This is a genomic window from Haladaptatus sp. ZSTT2 (genome assembly GCF_037081775.1).
Classification (GTDB): domain Archaea; phylum Halobacteriota; class Halobacteria; order Halobacteriales; family Halococcaceae; genus QDMS2.
The window spans coordinates 1,827,790-1,852,675 of record NZ_JBAMHQ010000001.1 but is presented as its reverse complement, the minus strand read 5'-3'; the positions used below and the strand labels follow the sequence as shown (position 1 = coordinate 1,852,675).

At 61.0% G+C, this 24,886-nt stretch carries 26 protein-coding genes and 1 tRNA gene; 11 read left to right on the top strand and 16 right to left on the bottom strand.

Annotation, left to right across the window (positions count from 1 at the left end; all coding sequences use genetic code 11):
• The first annotated feature begins 71 nt into the window (after positions 1 to 71).
• Both V5N13_RS10110 and V5N13_RS10105 read left to right on the top strand, forming a co-directional pair.
• Entirely contained in the window at positions 72 to 536 is a 465-nt protein-coding gene (locus tag V5N13_RS10110; RefSeq protein WP_336360660.1) for a universal stress protein, read from the top strand.
• 160 nt (positions 537 to 696) lie between these two features.
• A complete protein-coding gene (locus tag V5N13_RS10105) occupies positions 697 to 2,058 on the top strand; it encodes an aspartate aminotransferase family protein (RefSeq protein ID WP_336360659.1) in 1,362 nt (453 codons plus the stop codon).
• 12 nt (positions 2,059 to 2,070) lie between these two features.
• Here the strand turns inward: V5N13_RS10105 and V5N13_RS10100 are convergent, their stop codons facing one another.
• Entirely contained in the window at positions 2,071 to 2,904 is an 834-nt protein-coding gene (locus V5N13_RS10100) for a polysaccharide deacetylase family protein (RefSeq protein ID WP_336360658.1), read from the bottom strand.
• A 147-nt stretch (positions 2,905 to 3,051) separates the two neighbouring features.
• On the opposite strand from V5N13_RS10100, the gene V5N13_RS10095 reads away from it, so the two are divergent.
• Positions 3,052 to 4,359: an ArgE/DapE family deacylase gene (locus tag V5N13_RS10095; RefSeq protein WP_336360657.1), complete on the top strand. Its 1,308-nt coding sequence runs from the start codon at positions 3,052 to 3,054 to the stop codon at positions 4,357 to 4,359.
• A gap of 90 nt (positions 4,360 to 4,449) precedes the next feature.
• Positions 4,450 to 5,805: an ABC transporter substrate-binding protein gene (locus V5N13_RS10090; RefSeq protein ID WP_336360656.1), complete on the top strand. Its 1,356-nt coding sequence runs from the start codon at positions 4,450 to 4,452 to the stop codon at positions 5,803 to 5,805.
• A gap of 1 nt (position 5,806) precedes the next feature.
• Here V5N13_RS10090 and V5N13_RS10085 read toward each other — a convergent pair whose 3' ends face one another.
• From V5N13_RS10085 to V5N13_RS10040, 10 genes are all read right to left on the bottom strand, one after another.
• Positions 5,807 to 6,592 carry an SDR family NAD(P)-dependent oxidoreductase gene (locus tag V5N13_RS10085; protein WP_336360655.1) on the bottom strand — a complete coding sequence of 262 codons (786 nt, stop codon included), beginning with the start codon at positions 6,590 to 6,592 and terminating at the stop codon, positions 5,807 to 5,809.
• Positions 6,593 to 6,648: 56 nt separating this feature from the next.
• Positions 6,649 to 8,397 carry a hydantoinase B/oxoprolinase family protein gene (locus tag V5N13_RS10080; protein ID WP_336360654.1) on the bottom strand — a complete coding sequence of 583 codons (1,749 nt, stop codon included), beginning with the start codon at positions 8,395 to 8,397 and terminating at the stop codon, positions 6,649 to 6,651.
• Positions 8,390 to 10,393, bottom strand: coding sequence for a hydantoinase/oxoprolinase family protein (locus tag V5N13_RS10075; protein ID WP_336360653.1), 2,004 nt, complete (start codon positions 10,391 to 10,393; stop codon positions 8,390 to 8,392). The genes V5N13_RS10080 and V5N13_RS10075 overlap by 8 nt, the downstream gene beginning before the upstream one ends.
• Positions 10,394 to 10,395: 2 nt before the next feature.
• A complete protein-coding gene (locus V5N13_RS10070; RefSeq protein ID WP_336360652.1) occupies positions 10,396 to 11,547 on the bottom strand; it encodes an NAD(P)/FAD-dependent oxidoreductase in 1,152 nt (383 codons plus the stop codon).
• Positions 11,548 to 11,549: 2 nt separating this feature from the next.
• The gene (locus tag V5N13_RS10065) at positions 11,550 to 12,278 is read right to left on the bottom strand and encodes an ABC transporter ATP-binding protein (protein ID WP_336360651.1); all 729 of its coding nucleotides are present in this window, start codon (positions 12,276 to 12,278) and stop codon (positions 11,550 to 11,552) included.
• Positions 12,279 to 12,280: 2 nt separating this feature from the next.
• Entirely contained in the window at positions 12,281 to 12,991 is a 711-nt protein-coding gene (locus tag V5N13_RS10060) for an ABC transporter ATP-binding protein (protein ID WP_336360650.1), read from the bottom strand.
• The gene (locus V5N13_RS10055) at positions 12,988 to 14,019 is read right to left on the bottom strand and encodes a branched-chain amino acid ABC transporter permease (RefSeq protein ID WP_336360649.1); all 1,032 of its coding nucleotides are present in this window, start codon (positions 14,017 to 14,019) and stop codon (positions 12,988 to 12,990) included. The genes V5N13_RS10060 and V5N13_RS10055 overlap by 4 nt, the downstream gene beginning before the upstream one ends.
• Positions 14,016 to 14,894: a branched-chain amino acid ABC transporter permease gene (locus V5N13_RS10050; RefSeq protein WP_336360648.1), complete on the bottom strand. Its 879-nt coding sequence runs from the start codon at positions 14,892 to 14,894 to the stop codon at positions 14,016 to 14,018. The genes V5N13_RS10055 and V5N13_RS10050 overlap by 4 nt, the downstream gene beginning before the upstream one ends.
• 189 nt (positions 14,895 to 15,083) lie before the next feature.
• Positions 15,084 to 15,578, bottom strand: coding sequence for an Lrp/AsnC family transcriptional regulator (locus V5N13_RS10045; protein ID WP_336360647.1), 495 nt, complete (start codon positions 15,576 to 15,578; stop codon positions 15,084 to 15,086).
• A gap of 133 nt (positions 15,579 to 15,711) precedes the next feature.
• On the bottom strand, positions 15,712 to 17,316 hold the full coding sequence (locus tag V5N13_RS10040) for a Na+/H+ antiporter NhaC family protein (protein WP_336360646.1): 1,605 nt from the start codon (positions 17,314 to 17,316) through the stop codon (positions 15,712 to 15,714).
• A gap of 205 nt (positions 17,317 to 17,521) precedes the next feature.
• Between V5N13_RS10040 and V5N13_RS10035 the strand changes: the two genes are divergently transcribed.
• Positions 17,522 to 18,367, top strand: coding sequence for an aldo/keto reductase (locus tag V5N13_RS10035; RefSeq protein WP_336360645.1), 846 nt, complete (start codon positions 17,522 to 17,524; stop codon positions 18,365 to 18,367).
• A 40-nt stretch (positions 18,368 to 18,407) separates the two neighbouring features.
• The gene (locus V5N13_RS10030; RefSeq protein ID WP_336360644.1) at positions 18,408 to 18,797 is read left to right on the top strand and encodes a hypothetical protein; all 390 of its coding nucleotides are present in this window, start codon (positions 18,408 to 18,410) and stop codon (positions 18,795 to 18,797) included.
• On the opposite strand, the gene V5N13_RS10025 is transcribed toward V5N13_RS10030, so the two are convergent.
• The 3 genes from V5N13_RS10025 to V5N13_RS10015 all read right to left on the bottom strand — a co-directional run bounded on the left by V5N13_RS10025 (position 18,794) and on the right by V5N13_RS10015 (position 21,232).
• A complete protein-coding gene (locus V5N13_RS10025; RefSeq protein ID WP_336360643.1) occupies positions 18,794 to 19,069 on the bottom strand; it encodes a DUF6360 family protein in 276 nt (91 codons plus the stop codon). The genes V5N13_RS10030 and V5N13_RS10025 overlap by 4 nt on opposite strands.
• Positions 19,069 to 20,817 (bottom strand): nitrite/sulfite reductase, encoded by a 1,749-nt coding sequence (locus V5N13_RS10020; protein ID WP_336360642.1) that lies wholly within the window; start codon positions 20,815 to 20,817, stop codon positions 19,069 to 19,071. Before V5N13_RS10020 ends, V5N13_RS10025 begins: the two co-directional genes overlap by 1 nt.
• 88 nt (positions 20,818 to 20,905) lie before the next feature.
• Positions 20,906 to 21,232, bottom strand: a complete 327-nt coding sequence (locus tag V5N13_RS10015) for a hypothetical protein (protein WP_336360641.1) — start codon at positions 21,230 to 21,232, stop codon at positions 20,906 to 20,908.
• A gap of 292 nt (positions 21,233 to 21,524) precedes the next feature.
• On the opposite strand from V5N13_RS10015, the gene V5N13_RS10010 reads away from it, so the two are divergent.
• The 4 genes from V5N13_RS10010 (at position 21,525) to V5N13_RS09995 (ending at position 23,075) form a co-directional block, all read left to right on the top strand.
• The gene (locus tag V5N13_RS10010; protein ID WP_336360640.1) at positions 21,525 to 21,671 is read left to right on the top strand and encodes a hypothetical protein; all 147 of its coding nucleotides are present in this window, start codon (positions 21,525 to 21,527) and stop codon (positions 21,669 to 21,671) included.
• 79 nt (positions 21,672 to 21,750) lie between these two features.
• Positions 21,751 to 22,425 (top strand): DUF7119 family protein, encoded by a 675-nt coding sequence (locus tag V5N13_RS10005; RefSeq protein WP_336360639.1) that lies wholly within the window; start codon positions 21,751 to 21,753, stop codon positions 22,423 to 22,425.
• 58 nt (positions 22,426 to 22,483) lie between these two features.
• Positions 22,484 to 22,557: transfer RNA gene (locus V5N13_RS10000), tRNA-Lys, on the top strand.
• Between the two features lie 320 nt (positions 22,558 to 22,877).
• Positions 22,878 to 23,075, top strand: coding sequence for a hypothetical protein (locus V5N13_RS09995; protein ID WP_332897762.1), 198 nt, complete (start codon positions 22,878 to 22,880; stop codon positions 23,073 to 23,075).
• 6 nt (positions 23,076 to 23,081) lie between these two features.
• Here the strand turns inward: V5N13_RS09995 and V5N13_RS09990 are convergent, their stop codons facing one another.
• The gene (locus V5N13_RS09990) at positions 23,082 to 23,930 is read right to left on the bottom strand and encodes a hypothetical protein (RefSeq protein WP_332897761.1); all 849 of its coding nucleotides are present in this window, start codon (positions 23,928 to 23,930) and stop codon (positions 23,082 to 23,084) included.
• 192 nt (positions 23,931 to 24,122) lie between these two features.
• Between V5N13_RS09990 and V5N13_RS09985 the strand changes: the two genes are divergently transcribed.
• Complete coding sequence (locus tag V5N13_RS09985) at positions 24,123 to 24,392, top strand: DUF2250 domain-containing protein (protein WP_336360638.1); 270 nt, start codon at positions 24,123 to 24,125, stop codon at positions 24,390 to 24,392.
• Here V5N13_RS09985 and V5N13_RS09980 read toward each other — a convergent pair.
• Positions 24,389 to 24,805, bottom strand: a complete 417-nt coding sequence (locus V5N13_RS09980; RefSeq protein ID WP_336360637.1) for a Rieske (2Fe-2S) protein — start codon at positions 24,803 to 24,805, stop codon at positions 24,389 to 24,391. The genes V5N13_RS09985 and V5N13_RS09980 overlap by 4 nt on opposite strands.
• Between the last annotated feature and the right edge of the window lie 81 nt (positions 24,806 to 24,886).

Here is a 24,886-nt window from a genome sequence, read left to right as displayed (position 1 = left end):
TGGAAAATCATGCCAAGCACTACCAATGATTATGCGCTCGTCTCGCATCTAGAGAGGGTTGGGGAACAACAGTGGCAACAGAAGTCGATTCACCCATCTTTGGGGGCTCGAAGTATCGGGTCCTCCTGCCGATTGACACAGACGAACAGAGCGCGCTCTCGCAGGCACACTACGTGAACTCGCTCCCGAACGCAACGGAGACGGTGATGGTGACGCTCACCCACGTGTTACACGGCACAGAACTCGAAGCGTCGAGGGAACTCCAGAGCGCCCAGCGCGTCGGCGCGGTACAGGCCGCCCACGAGTGGCTCACTGAGCACAACATCGAAGCCGAAATCCGGGACGTGGACCATCCGTATCCACCGCGGGACGGGATTCTCGCGCTTGCAGACAAGATTAACGTAGACGCCATCGTGCTGTCGGGCAGAAAGCGCAGCGCGGTCGAGAGTGTCCTGTTCGGGAGCGTCGTCCAGACCATCCTCAGAAACACGACGCGCCCCGTGGTCATCGTCGACCCTTCGAACAACGACGAGTGACCACAGGACACCGAACACGTATTTTATGACAGGAGAAATTCGGATTCACACACCCACAGCACCGTTCTTCGACACCCAGTTTTATTGGACAAAGTTCGAATGTTCGCGCGTTTTTCGATTATTTGGTAAACTTTTTGTCCTCAGTTGAGGAATGCAGCGCATGGTCAGTCCAGGAATTCACGACATCCACTTCGACGACGCACCGGACGTCACCACGAACGTCCCCGGCCCAGCGTCGAAGCGACTCATCGAGAAGCAGTCGAAAATCGACAGCAACGCCGTCGCGTATCCAAAGCGCGTCCCCATCGCCATCGAGGAAGCAAAGGGCGCGACGGTGCGCGATGCAGACGGCAACACGTTTCTCGACTTCTTCGCCGGAATTGGCGTGTTGAACGTCGGCCACTCGAACCCGTACGTCCTCGAAGGCGTCCAAGAACAGCTGGAGAAAGTCGTCCACACGGTCGACTTCCCGACCGAGGCACGCCTCGAACTCATCGAGCGACTGAACGACATCGCGCCCGGCGCGCTCCCCGACAACAACCGCGTGGTGTTCGGCGGGCCGACCGGCAGTGACGCCATCGAGGCGACCATCAAACTCGCAAAGCACAACACGGGCGGTTCCGGGCTTATTGCTTTCCGTGGCTCGTATCACGGCGGGAGTGCGGGTGCGCTGAGCCTCACGGCGGGCAAGAAGTACAAAGAGGACTACACCCCACTGCTCGGTGACGTGACCCACGTCCCCTACCCCTACGCGACGCGACAAGAGCAGTCGCCGGAAGAAGCCGCGGAGGCGGCGTTGGCAAACGTCCGCGAACTCCTCGAAGACCCCTACAGCGGGCTGGCGAACCCGGCCGGCATTTGGGTCGAACCGATTCAGGGCGAAGGCGGCGTCGTGACGCCACCGGCGGGCTTTCTCCCCCGCCTAAAGGAACTCGCCACGGCCAACGACGTGCCGCTCATCGTCGACGAAATCCAGACCGGATTCGGGCGAACCGGCGAGTGGTTCGCAAGCGACTGGGAAGACCTCACGCCGGACATCATGCCAATGGCGAAGGCGATAGGCGGCATTGGCCTGCCACTCTCCGCGACGATGTACCACGAAGACCTTGATACGTGGGGGCCGGGCGGCCACGTCGGCACCTACCGTGGCAACGTGCCCGCGATGGTCGGCGGCATTCGCGCCATCGACTACATCGAAGAGCACGACCTTCTCGCGCACGCCCGCGAGATGGGCGGCTACATGCGCGAGCGCCTGCAAGCGGCCGCAGACGAGACGGACAACATCATCGAGGTGCGCGGCCGCGGGCTGTTCACCGGCGTTGAGTTCGTCGACAGCGACGGCAAACCGGACAAAGACGTGGTCAAAGAAATCCAGCAATACTGCTACGAGCGCGGCGTACTGGTCTGGAGTGCTGGTCGCTACGGCAGCGTGTTGCGGCTCATCCCACCGCTCGTCGTGACGCCTGAGCAGGTCGAAGTCGGGATGGACGTCGTCGTCGAAGCAATCGCTGAAACCTGCTAACTCGAAGGGGTATCAGTGGGTTTCCCGCCAGTGGGCTGCGATGGCTTCGCCACTGGTCACCCACGTATCGCCCGTGGCGATGGTGTGCTGGAGGAGTTCTTCGAGCATGTCGATGCGCCCCGCGCGGCCGATGATTTGGGGGTGCATCGTCAGGACGAAACAGCGCCCGCGCTTGTGGAGGCCGTCGAACTCGCGTCGCCACGTGTCGAAGACGGGCTGCGTGGGTGAGATGCCGCTCTGGTAGGGAAGCGGTGGATACATGTTGAACCCGAAAAACGGCCAGTCATCGAGGCTCCACTCGAACGGGATTTCGATGAGTTCGCGCTCGCCGTCTAAATCGTGGAAGTAGGGAATATCGGTGTCGATGAGACTGCTTTCGTAGGTGAAGCCGTTGTCTGCGAGCAGCGAAAGCGAGTTGTTGCTCAGGTCTGCGGCGGGGCTTCGGTAGCCGACCGGCGTCTCACCGATGACGTCGTCGAACGCATCGAGGCCGCGTTTCAGTTCTTCTTCTTCCTCGTCTGGGGTCATGTTCGCGGGGTTCGTGTGGGTGTAGCCGTGGTGGCCCAGCTCGTGGCCCGCTTCGTGAATCGCTTGGATGGTTTCGGGGTACGATTCGACGACTTTCCCGGGGACGAAGAAGGTACATGTGCGGTCGTAGCGCTCGAACAGTTCGAGGATGCGCGGCACCGCGACGTTCGGCCCGAACTCGCCGCGGGTCTTTATCGGTGGTTTGTCGTACGCGGGGTCGGCTTCGATTTTCGTCCGCCAGAGTTCTTCTGCGTCAAGGTCGAAACTGAACATCGCCGCTGCTCGATTCTCCCCCCAGTTCGTATCCGTGGTAGACATTCACAGGAACGTTCACCGAGCGTGGTAAAATAGCAATGGGTGCCAGCCATCGGTGCGGCGTTGAGTCGTCAAGATTTTCGGCCAATACCACAGGGAGGCATACAGTTAGGGTACTCTGCGAAAATGGGAACACGAGGCCAGTGTGGCATGACAACAACTAGAACACAAGTGTGTGAGTATATCGAGGAAAACAGCGACCAACTGTTCGCCCTGCTTTCGGATCTCGTCCAACAGGAGTCGGTCACCGGGAACGAAGGCCCCGTCCAAGAGGTCGTCATCGAGAAGTTCGAATCACTCGGGCTTTCGCCTGACGTGTGGGAGCCAGATGTAGAAGAACTCCGCGGACATCCGGGCTTTTTCGAAACGACATCGTTCGCAAAGTACGGGTACGATGGCCGACCGAACGTCGCCGCCGTCGTCGAAGGCTCAGGCGATGGGCCGTCGCTCGCCTTCAGCGGGCACGTCGACGTGGTGTCGCCAAACCCCACCTCCGCGTGGAGTTACGAACCGTGGGGCGCAGAAATCGAAGACGGGCGAATGTACGGGCGCGGAACCGCCGACATGAAAGGTGGCGTCGCATCCTTCATCTTCGCGTATCAGGCGCTTTCGGAACTCGACATCGACCTCGTGGGCGACCTCATCCTCCAGACAACCATTGAGGAAGAAGACGGCGGCGTTGGTGGCCTGCTCTCTGCGTTAGAGCGGGGCTACCAGCCGGATGCGGCCATCGTCCCGGAGCCGTGGATGGTTCCGAACGTCGGAATCGCCAGCGCGGGCGTGATGTACTTCCGCGTCACGGTACCCGGGAAGTCGGCACACGCCGCGCGCGGCTACAAGGGCGTAAACGCCATCGGGAAGGCGTGTAAAATCTACCAAGCGCTCGATGACCTCGACAAAGAGCGCAAAGCCAGAATCGAATACGCGCCCATTACCAACCGCGACCCGGACGCCGCCGGGAACGTCACCAACCTCAACGTCGGCGTCATCGAAGCCGGCGATTGGCCCTCGACGGTGCCCGGCGAAGCCGTCATCGAGTGTCGCATCGGGTGGCCGCCGGGCGAAACCCGCGAGGAGGTTCGCGCACAGGTCGAAGCGGCAGTCAAAGGTGCCGTCGCGGGCGACGACTGGCTGTCTGCACACGAACCCACCATCGAGTGGTTCGGCTGGAGCGCAGACCCACACGAAACGTCGACGGACGAGGAAATCGTCAAATTCGCAAAACAGAACGCAGAGAGTGTCACCGGACGCACCGGCGAGTTCATCGGCGGCGACGCCGGACTCGACGAGCGCTTTTACAACCTCTACTACGACATCCCGGCCGTGACGCTCGGTCCCACGGGTGAGAACATCCACGGCGCAGACGAGTACGTAGAACTCGACTCGCTCGTCGAAACGGCCCAGGCACTCGCGCTCACGGCGCTCGATTGGTGTGGAACTACCACCACAGACAACTAAATTACGTTTTTATTAGTCCCGTATTATTGGGCAGTATCCGACAATCAGCCATCGGAATTGTTTTATCATCGGTTCATGTTATGTAACACCATGACAAAGGAAGACTACTCCTCGCAGCGTCGTCGGTTCCTGAAAACGCTTGGAGGCGCAGCGACCGTGTCGATGGTTGCTGGCTGTCTCGGCGACAACGAAGGCGCAGACGGAACGACTACCACGAGCGGTTCTGGCGGCGAAGAGACGACCACCAGCGGTGGCGGCGGTGGCGGCGGTGGCTCCAGCGGCGACGCGCTCAAAATCGGTGTGTACGGGCCGTTCTCCGGGCCAGCCTCGAACATCGGTGACGCGCTGAAAAAGGGCGCACAACTCGCGGCAAAGGAGATTAACGCGAGCGATTCTGACACGCAGATGGAACTCTACTTCGGTGACTCTGAGTCCGAGCCAGCGAAAGGCCGCAGCGCGGTCGAGTTCCTCATCGACGAAGAGGAAGTCGATATGATTGCCGGTGGCTTCCACAGTGACGTGAGCCTCGCGGTGGTCGAAGTCACCGCAGCGAAAGGCGTCCCACAGATGATTTCGAACTCGGTGAGCGCGGCCATCAACGAGAAGATGGAAAGCCAGGACATGCGCAACGTGTTCAAGATGAGCCCGCCGTCTGAGGCGTACGGCCTCGGCTGGCAGCAGTTCTTAGACGGGATGCAGGAGGCAGGTGACGGTTACTTCCCGTACGAGAACAAGCGCATCGCGATGATTGGCGAGACTACCTCCTACGGGACGTCCGTGATGGACGCCACCGCGTCCTACTTAGAGGAAGGTGGCTGGAACATCGTCTCGAAAGACGAAGTGGCAGTCGATGAGACGAACTTCACGTCGCTGCTGACCCGGATTCGCTCGAACGACCCGGACATCGTCTGGGCAGTCCAGACCGCGCCGTCTGCGGGGGCGAACCTCATCAAGCAGTTCAGACAGACCGGCTTCGACCAGACCCACTTCATGCACACGTTCGTGCCGTCGAACCCCGAAACCATCAACCTCGCCGGGGACGCCGCAAACGGCGTGCTCTGGATGACCAACATCGGCGTAATCCCGAAGCTCACCAAGGAGATCGGACTGGCCGACGCGTGGCAGTCTGAGTACGGAAGCGCCGTGCCTGGGTCCTCCGGATCGCTCTCGTACGACAACCTCAAAATCGTCGAGAAGGTGATGGCGGAAATCGGCGGCAAAGCAGAGCTCTCGGTCGAATCGTGGGAACAGGCGGTCATCGACCTCGAACCCCACACTGGGTCTGCAGGAAACTTCGACTGGACCGAAGACGGCCCGTTCCACCAAGCACTGTGGGGCAAGGATACGGTGCCAGCGCTGGCGTCACAGATTGTCAACCAGGAAAACAACGTCGTCTGGCCGTTCGAACTCTCGGACACGGAAATCGACAACTCGCTGTACGAGTAACCTAAGCGCACCACCCACCGTCAACGACGAGCGTTTCACCCGTCACGAACGACGCGGCATCGCTCGCGAGGAACACCACCGCGTTCGACACGTCCTGTGGCGTGCCAAAGCGCGGTACCAACGTCTGTTCTTTCTTGTAGGCAACCGTCTCAGGGTCGTCGAGTTCTTGGGCTGCCATGCCCGCGTCGATGATACCCGGCGCAACGGCGTTCACGCGCACGCCCTCGGGCGAGAAATCGACCGCGAGCTGGCGCGTCAGATTCACCAGCCCCGCTTTTGATGGCCCGTAGGCGGCGTAGCCCGGCGAGCCGTGTAAGCCCGCCGTAGAGGCGATGTTCACGATGCTCCCCCCGGTTTCGAGTAGCGACGGCAGCGCATAGCGGGCGGTGAGAAACGCACCGCGAAGATTCACCGCGAGAACTTCGTCCCACTCATCAACAGAAACTTCATCTGCGCTCCCGAGGTGGTTCACTCCCGCGTTGTTCACCAAAACGTCGAGAGGGCCGAACCGGTCGAGTGCCGCCGCGATACTCTCGCGCACCTGCGTTTTGTCGGTGAGGTCTGTCTGGAAGAAGGCTGCAGTTCCGCCCTGTGCTTCAATCGCTGCAACGACCGACTGCTGTTCGTCGCGCGGTGTTTCTGCGATGTCGATGACGGAGACCGTCGCCCCCGCTGCCGCGAACGAGCGCGCGATATGGCGGCCGAGGCCGGTTGCCGCGCCGGTCACGAGGACGTGGTCGTCTGCAAACGAGAGGCCGTCTGCGAGCGAGGGAATCGGGCCTGTCATGTGACGAGATGGCGCTGAAGGGGTATAACAATTCGAAACGCGGCAACCAGCCCGTCTCAGACGGTCGGCCAGCCGTGGTAGGCGGCGTACGCCTCGAACCCGTCACCGAGCAGGTCGGCAAGGGCGTCGGTGAGTACCTCGGATTCGACATCGTAGGCGGCAATCGCCTGCTCGAACGAGACGAAGCCGCTCGCAACGTCTTCTGCGACGCGCGCGACGGCGCGATTTTCGTGTGGGCCGTAGCCACCACCGCCACCCATCGTCACCGAGACGACGTCGCCGGTGTCGAGGGGCGTATCCCACACGGTGCCGAGCGGCGATTGCTCGCCGTCAGATCGCGTGACAGACGTGTCGCCGGTCATCCCAGTGCCGCCGCCGTTTACTCCCCACGCGCCGTTTTCGAGGCGGCCAGCGTAGCCCGTGCCGCTCGCGGGACCGGAGGCGATTTCGAAAGCGCGGCGAACGCCGAGCCCGCCGCGATACTCGCCAATGCCGCCGCTGTCGGGTACGAGGCTGTAGTCCGCGACGCGAAGCCACTCGTGGTCCTGTTCGATGGCTTCGATGGGGATGTTCATCTCGTTTTGCAGCGGGTTCGTGGTCGCGGACGCGCCGTCGCCACCGGGGTAGGCTCCCCAGCCACCACCGGGCAGGTCCATGAACACCTCGGTGTGGTCTGCGAACTGTTTGGCGAACACAATGGGCGTCGTGCTGTTGAATGCGCTCGCCGGGACGTGTTCCGGAGAGAGGTCAGCGAGCGCCCGGAGCACGGCGTCGTAGATGCGACAGCACGTCTTCATTCGGGCGCGCGTCGCCGCCGGTTCGGTCGGGTTCACTAACGTCCCCGACGGCGCTTCGATGGAAATTGGCCGGTAGACGCCGGCGCTGATGGGAAGTTCTGCACCGCCGAGCGACGCCAACACCGCGAAGTACGCAGCAGAGTGCGTCGAGGCGATGGGCGAGTTGATGTAGCCGGGGAACTGGTCGGCCGTCCCGGTGAAATCAACGGTCAGTTCGTCACCCTTGACGGTGACTTCGACGCGAACCGTGGTGTCCACGGGGTCGTCACCGGGTGCTTCGATTTCGACCGTCTCGCTTCCCGTCGCGGTGCGGTCTTCGAGTGCGGCGATGCGAGTTCGCATGAACCGCTCTGCGTAGCTGTCGAGTTCTGAGAGCACCTCGTTGTACGTCTCGACGCCGTACTTCGTGGCGATGCCCGACAGGCGCTCGACGCCGCGCCGGTTCGCCGAGAGTTGGGCGTTGAAGTCACCGATGACGTACTCGCTCGCCCGGACGTTCGAGGCGAGCGTGCGGACGAAGTTGTCGAACTCGCGGCTCGTCGTATCGAGAACGAGCGGCGGGAAGCGAAAGCCCTCGCCGTAGGTGGTCGAAACGCCCGTTCCTAAACTGGCCGCACCCTGCCCACCCATGTCGATGTGGTGAGCGATACTGCCCGCAAAACCGATGCGCTCGCCGTCGACGAACACCGGGTGGAAGGCAATGATGTCCACGATGTGCTGGCCGCCGTGGTACGGGTCGTTGAACACCAGAATCTCGTCTTCGCTGAGCGACGCGGCCACCTCGAAGTTCTGGGCAAGCGCGTACGGCATCGACCCCAGGTGCATCGGGATGTGCTCTGCCTGCGCGATGAGGTCGCCATCGGGGCCGAACAGCGCGGTCGAGCAGTCTCTCGCCTCTCGAATCACCGACGAGTAGGCAGTACGAAGCAGGGTCTCACCCATCTCTTCGGCCGCGCTGTGCAGCGAGTTTCTGACGATTTCTAAGGTTGCCGGGTCGATGTTACTCATCTGCGTCCTCCAGAATCATGTTGTAGTGGTCGTCGATGCGAAGGGTTTGGTTCGGGAGGACAACGGCCGTGCTGTCTTCCATCTCCACGATTGCCGGGCCGATTGTCTCGTAGCCCGGTGGCAGGGTTTGGCGCTCCAGTACGGTCGCCGTGTGGTGGTCGCCATCAAGGTACACTTCGCGGGTTTCTGGTTCTGCGGCGTCGTCAATGTCCCACTGGATGGTTGGCTTCTCGCCGGGGACGGTCACCGCGACGCGGCAGGTCACCACCTCGATGTCGCTCGCCATCACGAAGCCGTAGCGTTCGTCGTGGCGTTCCCGGAAGCGGTCTGCGAGCGCGTCGAGGGCTGTATCGGTCAACGCGGTCGGCGTCTCGACGCTAATCTCGTGGGCTTGGCCCGCAAAGCGCAGGTCGGTGTGGCGCGTCACCGTCGCCGACTCGGGGACAGTAATCCCACTGCGCGCAGCGGTTTCGAGGGCGGCGAACTGCTGTTCGAGCGTCGTCGCGGGCGTGTCCGCGAGTCGGCTGATGTTCGTCTTGCTGGCGGTGCGCCGCACGTCGGAGTACACCAGTCCAACCGCAGAGAGGATGCCGGGGCGCGGCGGGACGACGACCCGACTGGCCCCGAGTTCGCGGGCAACCGCGGCCGCGTGGAGCGGGCCTGCCCCGCCGAAGGCGACAAAGGAGAACTCTCGCGGGTCGATGCCCTGCTGGACGCTCAACACCCGCGCACTCTCGACCATGTTCATGTTCACGATATCGTAGACGGCCTGTGCCGCCTCACGCACGCTGCAGTCGAGTTTCTCCGCGAGCGGGGTGAGGGCGTCTTCTGCCGCCTGTTTCGAGAGGTCGATAGAGCCGCCGAAGTTGGCGTCCGGGTTGATGAGGCCAAGGACGACGTTCGCGTCGGTGACGGTCGGTTCCGTACCGCCGTGGCCGTAGCACGCAGGCCCGGGGTCTGCCCCCGCAGACCGCGGCCCGACTTTGAGCAGGCCGCCGTCGTCCACCCACGCGATGCTGCCGCCGCCCGCGCCGATGGTCCGAATGTCGTACATCGGAATCGAGGCGGCCTGCTCGCCGATGGTTCCCTCCTTCGTGATTTCCGGCGTCCCGTTTCTGACGAGGCTGGTGTCCGCGCTCGTCCCGCCCATGTCGAAAGTGAAGATGTCGGAGAACCCGGCCTGCTGGGCGAGCGCGGTAGCCGCAGTCACGCCCGCCGCAGGCCCAGAGACGCCGAGGTAGACCGGTAACCGTGCGGCTTCACTCGTAGGCACAACGCCGCCGTCAGAGCGCATGACGACGATTTCATCGACGTCACTGTGGGCGTTGATTTCGCTCGTCAACCGGTCGAGGTACGTCTCTGCGACCGGGCGCGCGTAGGCGTTCAACACCGTCGTGTTCGTCCGCTCGTACTCGCGAAACTCGGGGAGTACTTCACTGGAGGTCGTCACCGGAACGTCGAGTTCGGCGTCGAGCAGTTCCTTTGCGCGCCGTTCGTGTTCGTCGTTCACATAGGAGTGGAGAAACGAGACGGCGACCGACTCGATGTTCGCCGCTGAGAGCACCGTCGCAATCTCCTGTACGGCAGCCTCGTCAAGTTCCGTGACGACCTCGCCGTCGGGGCCGATGCGCTCTTCGACCCCAAAGCACCGATATCGGGGGACGAGCGGCTGTTTTCGTTCGTACGACAGGTCGTAAATGTCGTCGCGGTCTTGTCGGTCGAGTTCCAGAATGTCCGCGAACGGCGCGGTGGTGACGAGCGCCGTCTCCGCCCCCGCCCGTTCGAGGATGGCGTTCGTGACGACGGTCGTGCCGTGTGAGAGCCGACTCGCTGCGTCCACCCCACTTTCGCGGAGCGCGTTGCCGACCGATTTCTCCGGCGTTTCGGGGACAGAGGGCGTCTTTACGACGCGCACCGTCCCGCTCTGTTCGTCAATGCTGATGAAGTCGGTGAACGTGCCACCGATATCGACGCCGATTCGTGTGTCTTCGGTCATAATTATGAGAGTCCGATTCGAGTGTGCTGGTTCTGCGAGTCGCGGTCTGCAAACCGCGCCGGGGAGAATGGAGAGAGGGAGACGAACGGCGACTCACCGAGTGCGAGCGCAGAGACGGCCTCGCCGACGCCCGGAGAGAGCATGAAGCCGTGGCCGTTGTACCCGGCCGCCGTGATGAGATTTGGAACCGCCGTGTGCGCACCGATAATCGGCATGCCATCGGGTGTGGCCGCTTTCAGGCCCGCCCACGAGCGTTCGATTTCCATGTCCACAAAGCGCGAATCGACGCGCGCGACGCGTTCACCGAGTTCGAGAAGAATGTCGAGACTGACGCTGCCATCGTACGCATCCGGGTCTGCAGTTTGGCCCGAGATTGGCCCGCCGATGAGCGACCCGCCGCCCGGCTCCTCGCGGTAGTAGACGTTGTGGTCGAGCGAGAGCACCATCGGGGAGTCGTCGAGGCTAACCGGCGACGTGACCGCGAACGTCCGAATCGGTGAGATTGGAAGCGAGACGCCCGCCATCGAGCAGATGCGCGGTGCCCAGACGCCCGCCGCGTTCACGACGGTCTGTGGCCGAATACAGAGGTCGCCCGCCGTGACTGCCTCGATACGGCCGTCGGAAATCGAGAGGTCAGTTACCGGCGTGTTCGTGTGAATCGTCGCACCCGCCTCACGAACAGCCTGCGCCTGCGCGGTCGCAAACAGGTACGGGTCTGCGTAGCCGTCGGTCGTGACTTCAGTGCCAAAGGAAACCGCGTCGTCGCACAGTGTCGGGAGGCGGTTTCTGCATTCCTGCCCCTCGTAGCGCGTGACGGGCGTGTCGAATCGCTCGGCGTTGTCGGCGGCCTGTTCGAGTTTCTCGCGGTAGTCGGCTCCGCCGAGCAGCAGGTAGCCCGGCTGGTGGAGACCAATCCCGATTTGACGTTCGAGGGCTTCGAAAACCGGCACGCTTCGGGCGGCGAAGTGTGCCGTCTCTAGGGTGGAAAACTGGCTGCGGAACATGCCCGCGGCTTTCGCGGTGCTCCCGTTGCCAATCGAGGCCGCTTCGAGAAGCATCGCGTCGCCGCCGCGTTCTGCGACCCCCCTTGCCACGCTCGTCCCCACCGCACCGCCACCGATAATCAGTACGTCACACGAAATCGAGGTGGGCATGGTCAGGTTGACCGACGCCCGAGGTACATCTCGACTAATTCATCTTCGTCGGTGAGCTCGTCTTTCCGGCCCTCGAAGGACACCGAGCCCTGGTCTAAGATGTAGATGTACTCGGCGATGTTGAGGACCTTCCGGACGTTCTGTTCGACGATGATCATGTCGATGCCCGCATCCTTGAGGCGTGCAAGATGCTCGAACACATCGTCAATAAGGTTCGGCGCAAGCCCGGCGCTCGGTTCGTCGAGCAAGAGGAATTTCGGGTCGGCCATCAGCGCGCGGCCGAGTGCCAACATCGCCTGCTGGCCACCACTCATCGACCCGGCGTGTTGGCTCGCGCGCTCGCGGAGGACGGGGAACGTCTCGTAGACGTGTTCGTACCGTTCTGCAAGCACGTCGCTATCGGATTCGAGATACGCACCCATCCGCAGGTTCTCTTTGACGGTCATCTCCGGGAACACGTTGCCGCCCTGTGGGACGGTGACGATGCCGCGTTCGACGATTTCTCGCGGCGTGGCGTCGGTCATGTCTTCGCCGAGAATTTCTAAGGTGCCGTCCCAGATGGGGACGAGTCCGTTCATCGCCTTGAGCGAGGTCGATTTCCCGCTCCCGTTCGGCCCGATGATGCAGTTTACCCGGCCGACTTTGACGTCCATCGACAGGTCGTGAAGCACCTGATTCTCGCCGTAGCCAGTATCGACGCCGTCGAGAATGAGTGCAGACTGTTCGCTCATTGTTATTGTCCTCCGAGGTAGGCTTCTCTCACAAGGTCGTTTTGCTGTACTTCTTCGAACGTGCCGCTCGCGATGTTCTGTCCGTTGTTCATGACGATGACGCGGTCACAGAGCTCGGCGACGATGGACATGTCGTGTTCGATTATGAGGATGGTTCTCCCGTTCTCGTTGAGTTTTGCGATGTGGTCTAAGATGTCGTCCATGAGCGCCGGATTCACCCCGGCGCTTGGCTCGTCGAGTAAGATGAGGTCTGGGTCGAGCATCAACACCCGCGCGATCTCGAGCAGTTTCTTCTGCCCACCACTCAGATCCTCGCCGTGGCTGTCGGCAACCCGGGAGAGTTCTAAGTCGTCCAATAGTTTGCGTGCGTGTTGGAGTTTTGCCTCGCCAGAGAGCGGCGATTGGGGGACGAGCATGTTCTCGAACACGGTGAGTTTGCCAAACGGCTTCGTCTCCTGAAACGTCCGGCCAAGACCAAGCGTTGCGATTTCGTGGGTCGAACTCGACGTGATTTCGGTGCCGTCGAACACGATGCGTCCGTCGTCAGCCGCAAGGAATCCCGTGGTGAGGTTGAACGTCGTCGTCTTCCCACTCCCGTTCGGGCCGATGAGGCCGACGATTTCGCCGCGTTCGATTTCGAAGTCCAGCCCGTCTACGGCGACGAGGCCGCCAAACGACTTTTTCAGTCCGTCAATTTCGAGTAGTGCAGTCATTTGTCACGCTCCTCCGTGTCGCTAAAGCGGTCAGTGAATCCGTCGAACTGCTGTTTGAGGATATCGCGTTGCGTGGCGCTGCCCGCGAGTCCGCTGGGGAAAAACAGGATAACCAACATCAACAACAGCCCCCAGATGAGCAGGCGCTGTTCGATAACGCCACGGAGCAACTCCGCGACACCGACGACGGCGATGACGCCGACGATTGCGCCGCTGAACGTCCCGAGCCCGCCGATGATGCTCATTGCCATGAACTGAATCATCTGGTTGAGTTCGAGCATCGGCGGGGAGATGATGAGGATGTTGTACGCCTGCAGGCCCCCGGCGACACCGGCGAGCGACGAGCCGATGAAGAAGCCGACGAGCTTGTGGCGGTAGGTGTCGTTGCCGAGCATCTGTGCGGCATCCTCTGCCTCACGAATCGCCCGTGCAATCAGTCCGAATCGAGAGACGAGCAGGGCGTACTGCACGAGAAGCAGTGCGAGGACGAGCACCAACACGAAGTAATAGAAGACAATCCGGTCGCCGCCGAACATCGGTGCGAAGCCGGTGTAGCCCGTTGGCCCGTTGGTCACGTCGCGGAACGTGATGACCGCAAGGTGAATGATTTCGGCGAATGCGAGCGTCACCATCGCGAGATACGACCCGCTGAGTCGGAGCGACGGAATCGTAATCGGGAGGCTAAACAGCCCCGCAAGCAGCCCGCCGATGACGAGCGCCAGCACCGGTGGAATGCCGAACTCAGCAGCGCAGATGACCGTTGCGTACGCGCCGACGCCGTAGAGCGCCGCGTGCGTGAAACTGAACATGCCGAAGTAGCCAGCAAGCAGGTTCCAACTGGAAACTGCGAGGATGAAGATGAGAATCTGGAGCGTTACACTCAAATGGAACTGGCGGAGGAAGAACGGCGCGCCGAGCGCGAACAGAACGCCGAGTGCGAAGATAACGCCTTTCGGCCCGAGAAGGTCTTCGCTGAGTCGGGTTTGCGTCCGTGAAAGCGTCAGGCGAAGCGACTCTGCGAGGCTCATCCGTCGATCACGCCTCCGATGCCGGTTGGCTTCACAATCAGAATCACAATCATCGCGAGAAAGAGCAACATCGAAGTCTGCTGGCTCGACGTGAACGTGAGGCTCACACTGCGGAGGACGCCGATGAGCAACGCCGCAATCAGCGTGCCACGGACGCTTCCGAGGCCGCCGATGATAACCACGATGAACGCGAGCAAGAACGGTTGCCAGCCCACAGAGGGGTAGATGTTGAAAATCGGGGCGAGCAACGCGCCCGCGAGTCCGGCAAGCGCCGCACTGATGCCGAAGGTGATGGCGTAGATGCGATCAGAGCGAACGCCCATGAGCTTTGCCGTGTTCTGGTCTTGGGCAACCGCGCGCATCGCCATGCCAAGGCGCGTATATTTGATAACCGCAAAGAGCACGCCGAGTGCGGCGAGCGCGACGATGAACAGATACACCTGTTCTGCCACGAAGAAAAACGGCCCGACTTCCCACACGCCCGGCACGATGGTGGGAAGCGTTCGTCGGGTGGAACCAAGCGCGGAGGCTCGAACGACGTTTTCTAGAACTACTGCCAATCCGAACGTCCCGATGATGGCGGCGAATTCAGCGTTATCTCTGTCCCGAAGGCGGCGGACTACCCCAAACTCCGTCACCATGCCGAGGACGAACACGACGAGAACCGCGCCCGGAAGCGCCAACAACGCGTTGCCCGTTAGCTCGAAGGTGAGAAAGCCGGCGTAACCACCCATCATAAACATTGCACCGTGGGCGAAGTTGAGGATACGAGTCACACCCCAAATGAGTGTGAGTCCAACCGCCACCAATGCAAGTTGGCCACCAAACAAAATCCCGTTAAAAATTTGTTGGATGACCAAGAGTAGGTCGACCATATTACGCCCTTTGCAGAAGAAGGATAAAAACCTTGTTTTGTGTTCACTCCTAACAAAGAATAAAACTCCGTGCTGGCGTGCGCTTGTTGGTTTCAAGATGACCAGCAATTGCGCCACTGGGACGCGCTCAGCAACAAGCAGACCGCAGTGTTCGCTAAACGACGCTACTCTGAACCGGCTCGTCGAGTGTCAGTCCATCTCCGGTAAGAGTTTCGTCATCAGTTTCTCGATATCGTAGTCGTTGAACGGGTTTGGCTCGTTTTTCAGCGTCGTGATGACGAACGTCGAACTCGTTCTGTCGATTTCGTCTACGTCCTCGAAGGCTTCGATGAGCTCTTCGACCATCTCACGCGACATAAGGTGTGAGACGAGAATGAAGTCCGTGTCGCCAAGCGTGAAATAGACCTGATTGACCCCGTTTATGGCCCCCAACTTCTCGCCTACGGTCTTGTGATACCCGGAATCGTACTCCGCCCACACCTCGGTGATGAGGGTCAAGCCAAGGCCTGCTTTCTTGAAGTTGATGTCGAACACTTCGTTCTCGATGATTCCGTCTTCTTGGAGTTTTTTGAGCCGATAGTGAACGGTCGATTTCGGGATTCCCGTCTCGTCTGTAATCCTGTCTGGACTGCCAGAGCCGAGCGTCCCGATTGCTTTGAGAATCCGAATATCCTTCTCGTCCATAGACTACGTTCGGAACATTCCGTAATGATTGTTCTGTGTTTAGCCCTCGCGATTAATGTCAGTAAAATTGGCGTTCCGAGAAGTGGCGGATGAGACGCAAAAACTGCGGAAAAATCGCGGCGGTCGGGGTGGGTCAGTCGTCGCTCGTCAGTCCGGTTCGCAAACCACTTGAAGCACCGGGCTTCGCGGAGATGTCCTTGCGCCGGGCATCGAGTTCGGAGAAGCCGTACACCAGCACCACCAGCGTCACGACGCCGAGTGGGAGCAAGATGAGCGGGCTGAGGTTCGTGATGCCGTACAGGACGTAAATCACGCCCGTGGCGATGAGCACCGTAAACGCGTAGTACATCTGCGTGCGGACGTGGTCGATGTGGTCTGACCCCGCGAACGTCGAGGCGAGGACGGTGGTGTCAGAGATGGGCGAGCAGTTGTCACCGAACACCGCACCGCTGAACATCGCACCGACGGCGACGGCGAGGAAATGTGGGTCGTTACTGCCAATCGACCACGCGAGTGGAATCACGATTGGCGTCATAATCGACATCGTCCCCCACGAGGTACCGATGGCGAAGGCGATGAACGCCGAGGTGAAGAACACGACGACGGGAACCATCAACGGTGAGACGACGCCGGTTGCGTACTGGGTGACGTACGCGCCGGTGCCGAGCGCAGAGGCAACGGAGCCAATCGACCACGCGAGTACGAGAATGCTTATCGCAGGGAGCATCGTCCCGAAGCCGTCTAAGACGGTCTCCATCGACTCGGAGATAGACATGAGCCCTTCGCTGAGTGCGAGGAGGATGGCGGTCGAAACCATGGCGAACGACCCCCAGACAAGCGCGGTCGCAACGGCGGTGTTGTTGACCATCTCGATGAACGTTCGGTCGGGTGCATATCCCATCATCACCGCACCGCCGATGACGGTCGCAACGAGGGCGAACACCGGCAGTGCGAACACGCGAAGCGGGGCGTCCTCGGTGACCGGTTCGCCCAACTCTTCTTTGATGTTCTGCAGCGCATTTGCGTCCTCGCGGATGACGTTGCCCGTTTTCACCGCCCGATTTTCGGCGGTGAGCATCTCACCGAAGTCCCGCCCCGAGATGACGATGATGCCGACCATCACCACCGCGAGAATGGAGTACATGTTGTACGGAATGCTCTGGATGAACGTTGCTGCGGCAGACGGCGTCTGGTCTGCAATGCCGAGTTCTTGATACTGGGTTTCGATGAGGCCGATTTCGAAGGCGACCCAGCTCGAGATCCCGATTGTCGCCACGGGTGCGGCAGTCGAGTCGAGGATGTAGGCGAGTTTTTCGCGCGACATCTTGAGTTCGTCTGCGAGGTTCTTCATCGAACTGCCGACGATGGCGTTGTTGGCGTAGTCGTCGAAGCACCAGAGAATGCCGAGCAGCCAGGTCGAGATGCCGATTTTTCGGTGAGAGTTGATACGGCGCGTTGCGAATTTGGTGATGGCGTGTGCGCCCCCTAGCTTCCAGATGAGCGCGATACCCGCCCCGAGTAACATCACGAACACGAGAATCGTTGCGTTAAACGTACTCGCTCCGATTGCGTTTACAATCCACTCGAACGTTTGGGCGACACCGATGTTTCCAGCGTAAATGACCGCACCAATCCACACGCCGACGAACAGCGAAAGCATCGCCCGTCGGGTGATAATCGCCAGCGCAATGGCGAGAAGCGGTGGTGCGAGGGATAGTATCCCGAAGTGTGGAGCCATGTTCTATGCCTTCACATATCATGCAATAAAATATTTTTGCCAATTTTTTAACTAATTAGTGCCAATATTTACCACGTGCTGGACAGCAGTGGACGGTCAGCCGATACTGCTCGGAGAGGGCGAGCAACTGTTCAGTTTCAAGAGCCGTCGGGCTCTCGATGCCGCCAGACGAACCCCTTTCTGTGTGGCATCCGAAGGTACGGCGATGGTCTCCAATCAAAGCGACACCTTCGACATCGGTGGCGAGCTTACCGTCAACCGGCTCGGCTTCGGCGCGATGCGCATCACCGGCGACGGCATCATCGGTGAGCCAAACGACGTCGCGAACGCAAAGGAAGTACTCCAAACCGCAGTCGAACTGGGCGTCAACTTCATCGACACCGCAGACTCCTACGGCCCGGGAACCAGTGAGCGACTCATCCGTGAGGCACTCACGCCCTACGCGGACGATCTCGTGATTGCGACGAAAGGCGGTCTGCTTCGCAACCGAGAGACCGACTGGAAACCGTGTGGCAACCCCGACTACCTCAGGAACGCCCACCTTGCCAGCCTCGACCGCCTCGGTCTCGACGCGATTGACCTCTATCAGTTCCACCGCCCCGACCCGGACACGCCGTTCGAAGACTCGGTGGAAACACTCGCAGAACTCAAAGACGAGGGCGTGATTCGCCACGTCGGGCTCAGCAACGTGAGCGTAGAGCAGTTAGAGACCGCCCGCGAGCTGGTAGACATCGCCACGGTCCAGAACCGATACTCCATCAAAGAGCGCGAATCAGAGGACGTTCTCTCGGTGTGCGAGGACGAAGACATCGGCTTCATCCCGTGGTTCCCGCTCGGCGCGGGCGACCTCGGCAAGACGGGCGAGATGCTCGACGAGATCGCCGCGACCCACAGCGCCACGCGCTATCAGATTGCCCTCGCGTGGTTGCTGCAGCACTCGCCGGTCATGCTCCCGATTCCGGGCACCTCCAGTCTGACGCATTTAGAAGAGAACGTCGCCGCCTCCGGCATCACCCTTGCTGCCGACGAAGTGGCGCGCCTCGACGCGTAACCGAGAAATCCTTTTTCTCCCGTGCGACCGTATGTTTAGCATGGCCCAACACGACCTCGGTCCAGCGGAGAAGGCAGCCTTACACGAACTCCAACTCGGTATCGAAGACCTGTATCGTGCCTACGGAAAGTTTCTCGAATTTCACCACGGAATCGGCCACGCGATGGATCGGTTTGCCACCGCAGAGCGCGTCCTTCGGGAGACGGGCTACACCGAGTTCGCAGATGAGCTGCGCGACCACCAGCTCCCTGCGGGCGTGGTTGGCGACAAATGGACGTACGAACTCGTAGAGGAGTTCAAGCGGGGCTTTCTCGCGGACGCAGATGGGTTCGAGCAGCGGGTGTGTCGAGAACTCGCTGGTGGGGTAGACCACGTCAGCGAGCGCGAGTTACAGTCATACTGGCGGGCAAACGCGAACCCGAGAGCCTAGGCCTGTTCGACGTTCTCCGCGTGTTTTTCGAGGTCTGCGGCGAGTTTGCGAGCCTGCTCTGGCGACAGTCGCACCGAATCGGCGTGCGGCGCGAGGGTGTCGAGTTCCGTCGGGTCGAGTTCGAGTTGGAGTGAGACGTGGTCTGGATTTTTTCTCGGCGAAGTGACGTTGAGTGTCGCAAATGCTTCCTCGGTGAAGCCGTGGCCTTTCGCCTCGCCGTCTACGAGGTCAAGCGTGGTGTACGCGTTGACCGTCATGAGTCGGTCTGCCATCAGTCGTTTGCTGGCGCTGGCGAGGCGTCCATTGCGTCGTCTTCTGCGTACGGGTACCACGTCATCTTCGTGTTGTGCATGAACGGGTCTTCGTACGAGGTTTCCTCCGGTTCAGCGAGGCCTTGGAGGTCGTCTTCGTCCTTCGCGGCGATGAAGTCACGGAAGCTCTGGCCCTCCTCGCGCTGGGCTTCGTACACCTGCAGGAGGTTCTTGATGTAGCCCGGCACCTCGTCTGCGGCGACGCGCATCTCGACCCATTCTGCGAACTGCGGGTTCTCACCGAGACCGCCGCCGAGGCCGATGTCGAACGCTTCGACGGGGTCGCCGTCCTTGCGCGTCTTCATGCCCCGAAGGCTGATGTCCGCAATCTGTGGCTGGGCGCACGAGGCGGTACAGCCAGAGAGGTGGATGTGGAAGTCGGTGAGCCCTTCTGGCAACTCGACGTTGTCGCGCAGCCAGCGGCCGTAGCGCACCATCCGGTTTTTCGTCTCCACGATGGAGAGCGAGCAGTACTCGGTTCCCGTACACGCAATCGACCCGCGCATGAACGGGTGTGGGTCTGGCGAGTACTCCTCTAAGAGTGGCTCTGCGAGGAAGTCGTCGAGGTCTTCTTCTGCGATGTCTGCAACGATGATGTTCTGGCGCTGGGTGAGGCCAATCATCTCAGAGCCGTACTCCTCAGCGAGGTCTGCGAGTTCGATGACGTCTGCTGCATCTTGGCGGCCAACGAGGACGTAGAGACCGACGAAGTACTGGCCGTCGCTCTGTTCGTGGACGCCGATGTAGTCGCCCGGCGCGTCGTTTCGCCCGGCGTTGTAGTCGTACTCGTGGCGCAGGTCGTCGCCCGCGGTTTCGAGTTCGTAGTCGATGTAGTCGTCTTGGAGCACGCTGCGGAACTTCTCTGGCCCCCACTCGTCCATGAGGAACTTGATGCGGGCGTTGAAGCGGTTGTCGCGGTCGCCGTGGTCGCGAAACAGCGCGGAGATACCGGCCGACACGTCGGTCATCTCCTCGGGGCGACAGAACACGTCGATGTCGCGGGCGATGCGCGGCTCTTTGCGTGCGAGGCCGCCGCCGACGCGGACGTTGAAGCCGGTGACTTCCTCGCCGTCGATTTCTTTGGTCGCGGGTTCGAAGGCAAGGTCGTTGATGTCGCCCTGTCCGGCTCCCCGTGTGTCGCCGGTCACGGACACCTTCCACTTGCGCGGGAGGTTCGAGTAGGCTTCGTTGCCTTTGAACTCCTCGTTGAGTTCTTGAACGAGGGGCCAGACGTCTACGTGCTCGTCTGCGTCGCGGCCTGCGACCGGGCTGCCGACGATGTTGCGCCACGAGTCACCGCAGGCTTGGATGGTCGAGAGGCCGACTGCTTCGAGTCGGGAGAAGATGTCCGGGATATCTTCGAGTTGAATCCAGTGGAGTTGAATCGACTGACGGGTCGTCCAGTCACAGACCGCGCCAGGCCACTCGGGGTTGTCGGCGGGACCGGTTGCGTAGTCCTGTGCAATCTCTCCGACGACGCGAAGCTGTTCTGGCGTGAGCCGGCCCATCGGGACGCCGACGCGCATCATAAAGTAGCTCTCTTGACCGGAGCGCTGGTGGTACAGTCCCCACCATTTGAAGCGTTCGAACCAGGCGTCGTGTTCGTCTTCGGGGATGGCTTCGAAGCCCTCCTCGGCGAATCGTTCGAGGTGGTCTCGAATTTCGAGACCGTAGGTCTCGTCTTTCCAGCCCTCGACTTTGGTTGGCATATCTGGCTAGTTGTCCTAGGTTCATATACGCCCAAGCGTGCCGTCAATCATCCCCGCGTCTGCCTAATTGCGGAGAATGTTGCTCCTTTTATCGAGCCGACTCTCGGTGGCGAAGCCGAGGAATGTGCACACTTTCAGGGACGACGCCGTGAAACTCCCCGTCTACGACTCGGCCCACGGTCACCCAATCGGTGACGCTTTCTTCGCCACACAGGATACAGCGACCCGCGATTTTCGCGGCGATGTCGCCGTCTGCGACGGAGACGCTGACGAACGCCTCTGCGAGGAAATCGGCCACCTCACAGGCGCACACGTCGTGTCGGGCGAGCAACCAGAGGTCGCTCACGCTGACTCTGCGGGCGTCGTTTACGCTTATCCACGCCCCGTCGTCGAGCGTGTGGACGGCGACTGTCATGCCCGTGCTTACCCCCGAACGACCCAAAGCCCACCGGCCCGAGCAACGTTCCCCGGCGGTGGTGACAGACAGAACTGAGAAAAACGCACGCAGGCGCGTGATTGTAGCACAGCTTGGGCGTCGCAGAAAGCGGGCGATGTTGCCGACAAGCGGTTTTGTGGGTCAGACTTTCAGGTGAGCGCGGGCTTATTTGAGTTAGGCTTCTACGAGGTGATAGGTCAGCGAACCCCGACACCGGCGCGTTCTCATCTTTCGACGCAGAGCGCGCATCAATCGAACGGAGGGACACCACTTGAGTAACCAGACATCGAACACAGACACCGATTCAGAACAAGCAAACGACCACGCTGCGAGCCACTTAGACGATCTCGAAGATGGCAGTGGCTGCACCGAAATCTGGGAGAAGCTCTCAGAGCAACGCGAAGCCGCAGACGACTGACGACACGGCCGTCGATAGCTGTGCGCAGACCGTGCACGCCACGCGCAGATTTTTACGTTCCATCCTCCTACGGCGTCCTATGAGAGAGCCGCGGCGACGCGACGAGATAGGTGCAGGCCGCGAGTCGCCCGTCGGTGAACCCGTCATCCGCGGCGACCCGTCGGTCACCGGCGAACGCGCACAGGAAGCCGCCCGCTTCGACCCCAACGACCCAGAAAGCCTCGCCGCCGCCGCCCAAACGGTGCGCGACTTCGCAAACAACACCATCGGCGACGAAGACTACGTCTACATGCTCGAAGGCGCGGCCGCCTGCGCCGCCCTCGTGCGCGGTGAAGGCTCCTACAAAGCCGCAGCCGCCCGCGCTGACGGCGGCGTCACTGTCTCCTTCATCCGCAAGTGGGCGCGCGTCCACGACCTCCCGCGGGCCATCCGCCGTCACGTCGCCCAAGGCGAAATCGCTCCGACCGCCGCCAAACACATCGCTCGCGTCCGGGGCGAATCGCGTTTCCTGCTTGCGTGGGCCGTCCTCGACAACGACCTCACCGTTCGGCAGGTGCGCGCCACTGCGAGCGCCATCAACAACGGCGAGAGCATCGAAGCCGCTCTCGCAGAACAGGGCGTCCACCCCGGCGAAGTCACCCTTTCACTGCCGATGGACGCCTACCGTGAACTCCGTCGGAAAGCCTCAAACCAAGGCGTCGAACCCGGCGACATCGTCGCTGAGGCACTCGATACTGTGTGGGGTGACGAGTAGCAAACCCGCAGACGGAATCGTAAAGGTTTACCACTAACCACCGGTAGATGGAAGTACAGGGCTGGTAGCTCAGTTAGGCAGAGCGTCTGGCTTTTAACCAGACGGCCAGGGGTTCAAATCCCTTCCAGCCCGTTACATTCTCCCGCGAGCGAGTGCTGTTTCGACACTGAAGGGATTTGAAGCAGGGAGCAGCTTGTCTGCGACTGGCGTTCAAATCCAGCGGGCACAGACCGCGTCGTCGTTCGTAATCGCTCCGCGATTACTCACTTCCAGCAAACAAATTTACCGTCCTGTGCTCCGGAGGAGCACACCGCCGATGTGGCAGAGCCGCATCGTGATTCGTGAATCCTCCGGATTCACTCACTTCCGAAGCGATTAGAAATCGCTTCGTCGTTCGCCAAACGCTCCGCGTTTGGCTCACCTTTATCTCAAAACCGAACACAGAAACAGGCATGAAACTCGTCGCTTCCACACTCTCACTTCTTTTGACGGCGACTGGTGTCTTTCTCATCCTCGTGAGTCTCGCAACCATCGCGGGAATGCCGTGGACGACCAAAGCGAGCGCGCTTGCCGCGGGGATACAGGTGGGTGGGGCGCTCGTGGCGGCGGCTCTCGGCGCAGGGTTCGTGTGGGCTGGAAGAAAAGCGTAGACCGGATTAGCCTTTGTTCGGGAGGTACGCGAAGGTAACCATGAAGATGACCGAGAGGAGGCTCAAGATGGTGACGCCCCAAAGTCCGTTGATGGTGTCTTCGAACTCGGTGATTTCGTGCTCTTGTGCGGCGAACTCGTCGTAGTTTGGCGAGAGCTGCACTTCCTCTTCGGAGACGAAGTTCGCGACGTAGGACTCACCGGAGAGGGTCACGTTACCCCCTTGGGAGAGTTCGATGGTGTTGGTTTTTGGCGCGAACCAATCGACGGTTACCCCACTCGAAGACACGCTCTTGACGGTGGTCGAGTTGTTCTGGTACTGGATTTGGTCACCGGTCTGGAACTCTTGGGTGTCCGGGTCGGGGAGGTACTCAGAGAGCAGTCGGAGGCTCTCGTTTTCTGAGTAGACGACGTAGCGCTCGCCGTTGCGGGTGATGGTTTCGTTGTCCACGGCAGGGTCAGCGGCCAGCCGCTGGGTGACGTTGAACTCCTGGTGGAGCGCGAACGAAGAGACGTTCGTGCCGTTCGGGACGAGGACGCGGTACGTCCCGTCGTTGTACGGAACGGTCGAGTTGTTCGCTAACTCCGCGGTGTATTCCGCAGACTGGTTCGTCCACTGGAGTTCACCGGCGTAGCTGGCACCACCGCCGCCGCCGTGCCCGCCGCCGCCCGACTCTTCGAGGGCGATTTTCGTCACCGTGTACGTTCGGTCGCCGACCGTGACCGTGTCGTTCATGCCGTACGTGGGGCTATCCAGTTTGATGTGCGGCTGTTCGGCCGTTGCGATGAGCCCGTAGGCCCCCGCACCGGCAACGACGAAGAACACTGCAAATATGGCCGCGGCGCGTCGTTGCATGCCTCAAGCGTCGAACGGACGCCGTATAACGGTTACTAATGAGTATCGCGAAGTCCCCAAACCGGGAGCCAGCACGGCTATCTGCGGGGGACAGCCCACAGATGCCTCGCAGACCGAGCCAACACGGCGCACGCCGGAGATAGTGTTATATGCTACCGAGTCGCATAACTCCTAAGGGTATCGATGGCTACAATGACCCAGCGAGCAGCATGGATGCACTCCGCTGACCACAGGATTCTGGACTATCTCCAGCGCGAGCGCCCGGACTACGCACCGCTCATCGCCAACCGGCTTGGCATGCACTTGAAATACGTCGAACAGCGCATCGAGGTGCTCTGTGCCTACGGCCTGCTCGAAGCAATCAGCGACGAGGTCGTCTATCGCATCACCGAGCGAGGAATCGACTATCTCGAAGGTGCACTGGACCCGACGACGCTCACGCCAGCGAGCGACGAGGCTTAAAACGAGAGGTGCGAGGACGACGAGGGCATGTCGTCTCCGTCGTCGATGCCACCCTCGCGGACGAACCGACATTTTGCATCCGTGAGATACACGTCGCCATCTTCGACCGTTATTTCCACCTCCACGAGCGTCGAGCCTGCGGCTTTGCCGTTGTCGCAGTGCCCAGAACAGCCGTCGAACATCGAGCCGTGTTTGGGGCAAATGAGCTCGCCGTCACGGATAGCCGCGCCCGTCCCGCGGTCGAGCCGTTGGTCGGTTTCGTGCTGGCAGAAGTTCTTCCACGCCGCGACGCAGTCTGCGAGATTGACGAGGATGACTTCCTCTTCGCTGCCATCCAATTCACGCACGGTGAACAGATACGAATCGGTTTCTGAGAGGTCAGAAAGAGAACAGAGGTGCGTTCCGCGAGGCATACCAAACCTGCGCACAGCGCTCCCTTCAATGCACCGCCCTCGGCACATCCACGGGCTTTATCGACGTGGCCTCCGCTTCGT

Coding starts and splice junctions, on each gene's coding strand:
- V5N13_RS10105 (WP_336360659.1), top strand. CDS start 697: ATGGTCAGTCCAGGAATTCACGACATCCACTTCGACGACGCACCGGAC.
- V5N13_RS10100 (WP_336360658.1), bottom strand. CDS start 2,904: ATGTCTACCACGGATACGAACTGGGGGGAGAATCGAGCAGCGGCGATG.
- V5N13_RS10095 (WP_336360657.1), top strand. CDS start 3,052: ATGACAACAACTAGAACACAAGTGTGTGAGTATATCGAGGAAAACAGC.
- V5N13_RS10090 (WP_336360656.1), top strand. CDS start 4,450: ATGACAAAGGAAGACTACTCCTCGCAGCGTCGTCGGTTCCTGAAAACG.
- V5N13_RS10085 (WP_336360655.1), bottom strand. CDS start 6,592: ATGACAGGCCCGATTCCCTCGCTCGCAGACGGCCTCTCGTTTGCAGAC.
- V5N13_RS10080 (WP_336360654.1), bottom strand. CDS start 8,397: ATGAGTAACATCGACCCGGCAACCTTAGAAATCGTCAGAAACTCGCTG.
- V5N13_RS10075 (WP_336360653.1), bottom strand. CDS start 10,393: ATGACCGAAGACACACGAATCGGCGTCGATATCGGTGGCACGTTCACC.
- V5N13_RS10070 (WP_336360652.1), bottom strand. CDS start 11,547: ATGCCCACCTCGATTTCGTGTGACGTACTGATTATCGGTGGCGGTGCG.
- V5N13_RS10065 (WP_336360651.1), bottom strand. CDS start 12,278: ATGAGCGAACAGTCTGCACTCATTCTCGACGGCGTCGATACTGGCTAC.
- V5N13_RS10060 (WP_336360650.1), bottom strand. CDS start 12,991: ATGACTGCACTACTCGAAATTGACGGACTGAAAAAGTCGTTTGGCGGC.
- V5N13_RS10055 (WP_336360649.1), bottom strand. CDS start 14,019: ATGAGCCTCGCAGAGTCGCTTCGCCTGACGCTTTCACGGACGCAAACC.
- V5N13_RS10050 (WP_336360648.1), bottom strand. CDS start 14,894: ATGGTCGACCTACTCTTGGTCATCCAACAAATTTTTAACGGGATTTTG.
- V5N13_RS10045 (WP_336360647.1), bottom strand. CDS start 15,578: ATGGACGAGAAGGATATTCGGATTCTCAAAGCAATCGGGACGCTCGGC.
- V5N13_RS10040 (WP_336360646.1), bottom strand. CDS start 17,316: ATGGCTCCACACTTCGGGATACTATCCCTCGCACCACCGCTTCTCGCC.
- V5N13_RS10035 (WP_336360645.1), top strand. CDS start 17,522: ATGGTCTCCAATCAAAGCGACACCTTCGACATCGGTGGCGAGCTTACC.
- V5N13_RS10030 (WP_336360644.1), top strand. CDS start 18,408: ATGGCCCAACACGACCTCGGTCCAGCGGAGAAGGCAGCCTTACACGAA.
- V5N13_RS10025 (WP_336360643.1), bottom strand. CDS start 19,069: ATGGCAGACCGACTCATGACGGTCAACGCGTACACCACGCTTGACCTC.
- V5N13_RS10020 (WP_336360642.1), bottom strand. CDS start 20,817: ATGCCAACCAAAGTCGAGGGCTGGAAAGACGAGACCTACGGTCTCGAA.
- V5N13_RS10015 (WP_336360641.1), bottom strand. CDS start 21,232: ATGACAGTCGCCGTCCACACGCTCGACGACGGGGCGTGGATAAGCGTA.
- V5N13_RS10005 (WP_336360639.1), top strand. CDS start 21,751: ATGAGAGAGCCGCGGCGACGCGACGAGATAGGTGCAGGCCGCGAGTCG.
- V5N13_RS09995 (WP_332897762.1), top strand. CDS start 22,878: ATGAAACTCGTCGCTTCCACACTCTCACTTCTTTTGACGGCGACTGGT.
- V5N13_RS09990 (WP_332897761.1), bottom strand. CDS start 23,930: ATGCAACGACGCGCCGCGGCCATATTTGCAGTGTTCTTCGTCGTTGCC.
- V5N13_RS09985 (WP_336360638.1), top strand. CDS start 24,123: ATGACCCAGCGAGCAGCATGGATGCACTCCGCTGACCACAGGATTCTG.
- V5N13_RS09980 (WP_336360637.1), bottom strand. CDS start 24,805: ATGCCTCGCGGAACGCACCTCTGTTCTCTTTCTGACCTCTCAGAAACC.